This window comes from Pseudanabaena sp. 'Roaring Creek', assembly GCF_001402795.1.
Taxonomy (GTDB): domain Bacteria; phylum Cyanobacteriota; class Cyanobacteriia; order Pseudanabaenales; family Pseudanabaenaceae; genus Pseudanabaena.
In genome coordinates, this window is the sequence record NZ_LIRE01000669.1 from 1 (window position 1) to 7,124 (window position 7,124).

Genomic DNA, 7,124 nt, shown 5'->3' on the forward strand with positions numbered 1-7,124 from the left:
TATAGCTGTCGCCAAGTGTATTAGGACATAAACCCCAAGAATTGACTGGCGGCGCTTCGCGCCGCCAGTCAATTCTTGGGGTTTGATTTGTCCTCATTCAAGTGACTGTAGCCATACAATATTGGCTCCGTGGAGCCAATATTATTGAGACCACGAACTAGTCAATACTTGTTTTGTGGTGGTGAGGGCATAGATATCGATTACTCCAGGGTATCTAGATGCGCCACGGGTTTTTAAACTGGACATCCCCAAAGCAATTTTGGCATTACCACTATCACCAAGTTTAGAACAGCGACTAAACCGGCTATGGGCATTGACAAAGATCGTGCTGCTATTGATCCGACTGACAAAGCGATCGCGTTCGGATAAGGAGTCCGTCAGCAATACATCGGCATGACCGCTACTATATTGATTGATCCAAGCGATCGCTTCTTCCATATCATCCACAATTTTGATAGCGATCGTCTCGTCTAAGTACGCTTGCCCCCAGATATCCTCAGAATAAATTGCTTGTGCATTCGCATCTAGATGCATTTCCGCAATCAACCCATCGTTATCCTCTAGAAATTGCCGAAAATAGGCAGTTGTCTCTGCACAGCCTCGCACGACCAAGCCCTGTTTTTTAAGACGGCAAATCCATTCCCCCAATCCGCGATCGCACCAAGATCGATGTACCACCAATTTATCGATCGCATTTACCGCGTCGGGATCGCCTTTGCGGCTGTTTAAAATTATTTCTTTGGCAAAATCCAGCTTCCCAGAAGCCGATAGATAGAGATAGCAGTTACCCATAGAAATCGGCAAGGCAGAGACCGTCGCCTGTTTGCTCACTTGCTGTACAAAGCTAGGGCGACCGTAGGGAATAACCAAACGCAAATATTTTTCTTGGACGATTAATTCTTTAAGCGCAATACCCGTTGGCACGCTGCTCACACATGCCTCAGGGAAATTTCTCGCAACTAGGACATCTTTAACGATCGCCGCGATCGCCTCTTGGGTATGTGTACCCTCGCCCCCCCCCTTAAGAATGCTCGTATTGCCAACCTTAAGACACATCGCCGATGCAATTAGCCCCAACTGGGGAAAACCCTCATACACAAAAGCAACGACCCCTAAGGGGACGCGCTGATAGCCATTGATGCCCACATGGAGAGTGAGAGGATCGGGCAGATTTGCCAGTTGATTCAGACATTCGATCGCGTTATTAAGCCTTTCGGGAGTTAGTTTTAGCCACTCTAGTACCAGATCGGGTACGGCCATATCTCGGCTTGCTTCTAAATCCAGCGTATTTGCTTCTAAAATTGCATTTTTATGTTTTTTTACATTATTGGCAATTTCTAGGAGTAAATTATCTCGTTCTCTGGTGGAAATTTGCACTAGTTGCAAAGCCGCAGCATGGGACTTGTAGATGAAGCCTGTAAGGTCTTCTGGTGACATACTTGTAATAAATAATTGTTAAATATCGCGACGACGAATCACGAGCAAACGCCATATTAGCAAACCCAAAAGGGTAAACAACAAAATGGCTAGGGGAATACCTAAAGTCGATCTGAGATTGAGCGCCCAAAGAATAATCAAGGCGACAAACAACAGATAGGCGCAGTAGGTCAAAGACTTTTCTAGCCAATCCTGACGATTGCCATCGTGGATTGTTTGCCATTTACCAGTCCATTGCCAATGGTGTCTTTGCGAATCAAGCCCGCCCAGCTGTGACAGGCTATAGCCGTCATCTTCGATTTGAAATAACAGAGGACAGCGATCGCAACCAAAAGCATCAGTTAAGGCGATCGGCTTTAACTTTCCCCGTCTACGAGGGCAAGGGCAGGGATATATTTGCTCTAGATCGATTTTTTGAGGCTTATGGATATGCACTAGATAGAAATGTTCGGCAAAGGTGCTAAAAGGTTGGTTGCTAAAAATAGTCTCAGAGCGGAAATCACATATTGAGCAGATCAATTAGCTAATCAAAATGATTGTATAGCAAGAAAACAGAGATGGTAAAGGCAGCTTTGGTCAAGTAATTACAAGCTTGCAGCATAAATTAAAAATTTTATGCTGCAATTACACAAGATTGCTGTATGATTTTATTCGGTGCAAAAAACACCCTACCCCAGCGGATGTGGCGGAATTGGTAGACGCGCTAGATTTAGGTTCTAGTATCTTTGATGTGAGAGTTCGAGTCTCTCCATCCGCATATTATAAAGCCGAATAAGAAAATAAAGGAGAATGATGACGCAAAGCATCATCATTCTCCTATTCGGCAAAGGATGAGTGGCGGCGCGGAGCACCGCCATTCATCCTTTGGGGGGTTGATTTGTAGCTATTCTATGCTTTTGTCTTATACCAATTCCCAAAATGGCAACGCCATTTTGGGAATCTCAAAACCTTACTGGGTTTGATGTTTAATTCACAAAAGTGTTGTCACACTTTCGTGAATTGGTATTACTAAGGATTTTTATATGTAAAACATGACATCAGATCGCCTTTTCTCTTCGCATTTTCTTAAGAGATCCTCAAGGGTATGTTTGTGAAGAATATCAAACGAAGCAACTTTTGCGGTTTCCCACATATCAATCACTGCGGATTTTTCGGCGGTGAGCAATATAGAATCCTTTTGCTCTTGGGATGCTTCGCCATCTAAGGCAATCACCACATCTGTAAGCTTGATTTGCCAAGGCTCCCGCGCAAGGTGATAGCCCCCTTTAGCCCCACGTTGGCTTTTAATGATGCCTGCTCGCCTTAGCATTGCCATAACTTGATCGAGATAGCGGATAGGAATCCTCTGACTGATCGCAATTTCACTAACAGAAGTAGGCTTACCCTGCTTGTGACGAAGGGCAAGTTCTAGTAGAGCAATACAGGCATAATCAACCTTACAAGATAATTCCATATATTTTGAAAGATAGATTGGGATGGATTAGCGATGGGTAGAAGTTGATGAGGAAGAAATAAGATCGGCATCTTGAAATAGAGGGGTACTGAGATAACGTTCGCCAAAGCTAGGTTGAATTACCACAATTAAAAGATCGCGATTTTCTTCGCGCTTACCAACTTCAATAGCTGCCGCAAGGGCTGCTCCTGAAGAAATGCCCGATAACAATCCCTCTTCTCTCGCTAGACGACGACCATAGGCGATCGCTAGATCGTCTGAAATCCCAATCACTTCATCAATCAAATCTATTCGTAAAACTTCAGGTACAAATCCTGCACCAATTCCCTGAATCCGATGGGCTCCAGCTACTCCCCCAGACAGTACGGGACTGTTGAGAGGTTCGACAACGATCGCCTTAAAGCTGGGTTTGCGTTCCTTAATTACTTCCGCTACGCCTGTAATCGTACCGCCAGTGCCTACTCCAGCAATAACGATATCCACCTGCCCATCAGTATCTTGCCAAATTTCTTCGGCTGTAGTACGGCGATGGATGGCGGGATTTGCCAAATTCTTAAACTGTTGCAGCATATAGGCATTAGGTTTTGACGTAGCAATTTCTCCCGCCCGCCGAATTGCCCCGCGCATTCCTTCACTGGCAGGAGTCAACTCTAGCTCCGCTCCATAGGCTCTTAGCATCGCCCGACGTTCTAAGCTCATGGTTTCAGGCATTGTCAGAATCAAGCGATAGCCCTTGGCAGCGGCAATCATCGCCAAGGCTATCCCAGTATTCCCCGAAGTAGGCTCCACCAAAACTGTTTTTGCTGGACTAATTAAACCTTGATTTTCGGCATCTTCGATCATGGCTAGACCGATCCGATCCTTGACGGAAGAGGAGGGGTTAAGACTTTCTAACTTGAGCACAATTTTGGCTAAAGAACCGTCTTTCTGCGGAATGTTATTCAATGCTACTAGAGGCGTACTGCCAACTAATTGAGTAATGCTTTGCGCAATTTTCATAGGAGCTTAGATTTATTACAAAAACTGGAGAAACAAAAAATTACGGTATCTTGATGGGAATACCGTACTTAGTACGATACAATACTTTTTAACCTAATACAAATATAATCTACGGTTTGCCGACTGGATATAAGATGATTTACGTCGAAACAGCAGCTTCTCATGTTTATAAGCGTCGTGAAATGATATCTCGGCGAGATAACTACCTATGGAAAATCGAGTCTGGGGTGGTGCGATCGCTGACTTGGACAGAAGACGGACAGGTTATCTGTTCGGGATTATGGGCGCATGGCGATGTGATTGGCAGCGAGCTAACTAATTTAAATCCCTACGAGATGGAATGTTTAACTGATGTGCAATTAACTGAAATTTCGCGATCGCATTGGGGCAATTATGTAAATGAAATAATTCGCCATAGCCAGACTAATGAGTTTTTATTAAAGATTTCCCATTGCCGTGCTAAGGATGATGCTTTACGTCAATTACTGGGTTGGCTAACTAATCGTTTCGGTGAAGACGATCGCCAAGGTAGATTAATTGGACTGCAATTAACCCATCAAGAAATAGCAGAGTTAATTGGTTCGACGCGGGTGACCGTAACGCGTATTATTAATGATTTAGAAAAGGGTGGGTTTCTCTCGCGCAAAGGTCGTAAGTTACTGTTTCTTGCTGATAGTTCCGAGCAATGGCATTACGAAATTTAGCTAGTTAAAGATCGGCGACGCTTTATGCTGCCTATGACATAAAGCCCTAAATATGAGTGGCGGTGCGAAGCACCGCCACTCATATTTAGGGCTTTGATTTGTCCTCGCTATCGCTATTAAAATCGCTATTAAAATCGCTATTAAATAGCTTCCGCAAATACTCTCGTTTTCAAAGGTTTGACATAGACTTCCTTTTGAGGATGTAAGCCCAAACTGTCAAAGCGATCGCGTTCGAGCTTGACAATCAATCTTTGATCGTCTTTGAGTACGAGTTCGGCTTGACCTTCCCAACCAAGATTAAAAGCGGAACTAACAATGGCAGGAGTGAAGTTAGTTTCAGGTTCCGCTTGAATTAGAAGATCGTGAGGTCGTAAAAACACCCGATCGCGCTCGGAAATTTCTAGATAGGGGAAGTGCCGCTTGGCGCTAGAAATGATATTGGTTTCGCCAATAAAACGCATGACAAATTCTGAAGCAGGGCGATCGTAGATTTCCGCAGGTGTGCCAATCTGTTCGACCTTACCCTTGTTCATGATTACCACGCGATCGGAAATTTCCATTGCTTCTTCTTGGTCGTGGGTGACAAAGATGGTTGTCACATGGACTCGATCGTGGAGATCTCGCAACCATGTTCTTAATTCTTTGCGAACCTTAGCATCTAAAGCGCCAAAGGGTTCATCTAAGAGAAGGGTTTTGGGTTGGGCGGCGAGGGATCTTGCCAAGGCGACTCTCTGGCGCTGACCACCCGATAATTGGGATGGATAGCGATCGCCTAAACCTTTAAGTTGAATCAGTTCTAATAGCTCATCTACCTTCTGTTTTACTTGATCTTTGGCAATTTTCTGAATGTTTAACCCAAAGGCAATATTTTGGCGAATGGTCAAATGTTTAAATAAGGCATAGTGCTGGAATACAAATCCAATCTGACGTTGTTGGACAGGACGATAGGTCGCATTTTCATTCTCAATCCATACCTGTCCGCGATCGGGAATTTCCAAACCTGCCATAATTCTCAATAAAGTAGATTTACCCGAACCTGATGGACCGAGCAGGGCAACCAAAGAACCACTTTCTACTGATACGCTAACATCATCGACTGCCTGAAAATCACCGAATCGTTTTGAAATATCTCGAACTAGAATACTCATCGTTCCTCACGAAATTAAGATAAGAATAGTTGTAACATCATTAATACGCTATGTCTATGTAATTACCGTAGATTTGTGCTAAATTGTCATTAATTAAGAAATTAACCTTAAGTATCTAGGCGCAATTAAATGTCAATTAAATATAAAGTAAAGCTGTAGCGCACGCTGCGCGTACGCTACAGCTTTTGATTCTAGGTTTTAATAGACTATTCGACTTACGAAACAATCTCCCATATCTCGTTTTTTTAGAGTGCTACAAAAACCAAGAATTAGCGTTGCGGCGCTTCGCGCCGCAACGTCTGATTCTTCACTGGGAAGGGAGTATATGTTAATTCTCAACATAAATTTTTTGTGTATAAATTGCTTGGAATTAAATTTGTGAGTGATATGCGATCGCTTGATAGGCTGCTCAATGGTCAAACTAATAGCTCGGTTAATCCTCAAAGTATTCGTGAAGTCAATCGAAAAAATGCTGATTTGAGAATGTTTCAGCTAGTCGCAGGACTGATTTTATGCACGGCTTTCCTTTGTTGCTTTTTTGCGATCGTGAATGTCGGCGAGCGCGGCGTACTGATGCAGTTTGGCAAGGTGCAACCACAAATTCTCGATGAAGGAATTCACCCCATCATCCCGATCGTGCAGACGGTGAAAAAGTTGAGCGTCAGGTTACAGAAGCAAGAAATTTCGGCGGAGGCTTCCTCTAAGGACTTACAGGAGGTATTTACCGATGTTGCCCTGAACTGGCATATTATTCCCGAACAAGCCAATGTCATTTTTCAGCAAATCGGCGATCGCCTTGCAATTATCGATCGCATTATCGATCCTGCGGTGGAAGAGGTCTTAAAGGCTGTAATGGCGGAATATACCGCCGAAGAAATTATTACCAAACGTGGATATGTCAAAAATGAAGTCGATACACTTTTAACCTCTCGACTGGCTGATTATCATATTGCCGTGGATGATATCTCGCTCGTTCATGTACATTTTTCCCAGCGCTTTAGTGATGCAGTGGAAGCGAAGCAAATTGCAGAGCAGGAAGCTAAACGAGCAGATTTTATTGCGCTAAAAGCGATTAAAGAAGCCGAGGCAAAGGTAAATTTAGCGCGAGGTGAAGGGGAGTCTCAAAGAATTTTGCGTGAAACTCTGTCGCCTGAGCTGTTACAAAAACAAGTCATTGATAAATGGAATGGTAATCTGCCCCTGATTGTGGGTGAAAGTAATACCAAATTATTAGATATCAATCGCTTGATTGAAAGTAATATCCCAACTTTCTCGAGCAGTAAATAAGCATAGCCTTCGCCAAATAATTAAAACCCAGAATCAAAACCTGTAGCGCGCAAGCTGCGTGTGCGCTACAGGTTTTGATTCTGGGTTTTATATTTA

7 protein-coding genes and 1 tRNA gene are annotated in these 7,124 nt (G+C 43.6%); 3 read left to right on the forward strand and 5 right to left on the reverse strand.

What is annotated here, in order from left to right; genetic code table 11:
- Positions 1-141: 141 nt before the first annotated feature.
- Both AC805_RS18175 and AC805_RS18180 read right to left on the reverse strand, forming a co-directional pair.
- Positions 142-1,437 (reverse strand): aldehyde dehydrogenase family protein, encoded by a 1,296-nt coding sequence (locus AC805_RS18175; RefSeq protein ID WP_055076695.1) that lies wholly within the window; start codon positions 1,435-1,437, stop codon positions 142-144.
- Between the two features lie 18 nt (positions 1,438-1,455).
- Positions 1,456-1,956, reverse strand: a complete 501-nt coding sequence (locus tag AC805_RS18180) for a hypothetical protein (RefSeq protein ID WP_156341459.1) — start codon at positions 1,954-1,956, stop codon at positions 1,456-1,458.
- Positions 1,957-2,113: 157 nt separating this feature from the next.
- On the opposite strand from AC805_RS18180, the gene AC805_RS18185 reads away from it, so the two are divergent.
- Positions 2,114-2,194: transfer RNA gene (locus tag AC805_RS18185), tRNA-Leu, on the forward strand.
- 261 nt (positions 2,195-2,455) lie between these two features.
- Here AC805_RS18185 and AC805_RS18190 read toward each other — a convergent pair.
- Both AC805_RS18190 and cysK read right to left on the reverse strand, forming a co-directional pair.
- A complete protein-coding gene (locus tag AC805_RS18190) occupies positions 2,456-2,890 on the reverse strand; it encodes an Rrf2 family transcriptional regulator (protein ID WP_055076696.1) in 435 nt (144 codons plus the stop codon).
- Positions 2,891-2,917: 27 nt separating this feature from the next.
- Positions 2,918-3,889, reverse strand: a complete 972-nt coding sequence (gene cysK / locus AC805_RS18195) for a cysteine synthase A (protein WP_055076697.1) — start codon at positions 3,887-3,889, stop codon at positions 2,918-2,920.
- A 134-nt stretch (positions 3,890-4,023) separates the two neighbouring features.
- On the opposite strand from cysK, the gene AC805_RS18200 reads away from it, so the two are divergent.
- Positions 4,024-4,593 carry a Crp/Fnr family transcriptional regulator gene (locus AC805_RS18200; protein WP_055076698.1) on the forward strand — a complete coding sequence of 190 codons (570 nt, stop codon included), beginning with the start codon at positions 4,024-4,026 and terminating at the stop codon, positions 4,591-4,593.
- A 140-nt stretch (positions 4,594-4,733) separates the two neighbouring features.
- On the opposite strand, the gene AC805_RS18205 is transcribed toward AC805_RS18200, so the two are convergent.
- Complete coding sequence (locus tag AC805_RS18205; protein ID WP_055076699.1) at positions 4,734-5,741, reverse strand: sulfate/molybdate ABC transporter ATP-binding protein; 1,008 nt, start codon at positions 5,739-5,741, stop codon at positions 4,734-4,736.
- Positions 5,742-6,224: 483 nt separating this feature from the next.
- Here AC805_RS18205 and AC805_RS18210 point away from each other — a divergent pair, with 483 nt between their 5' ends.
- Entirely contained in the window at positions 6,225-7,028 is an 804-nt protein-coding gene (locus AC805_RS18210; RefSeq protein WP_369122835.1) for a prohibitin family protein, read from the forward strand.
- Positions 7,029-7,124: the final 96 nt, after the last annotated feature.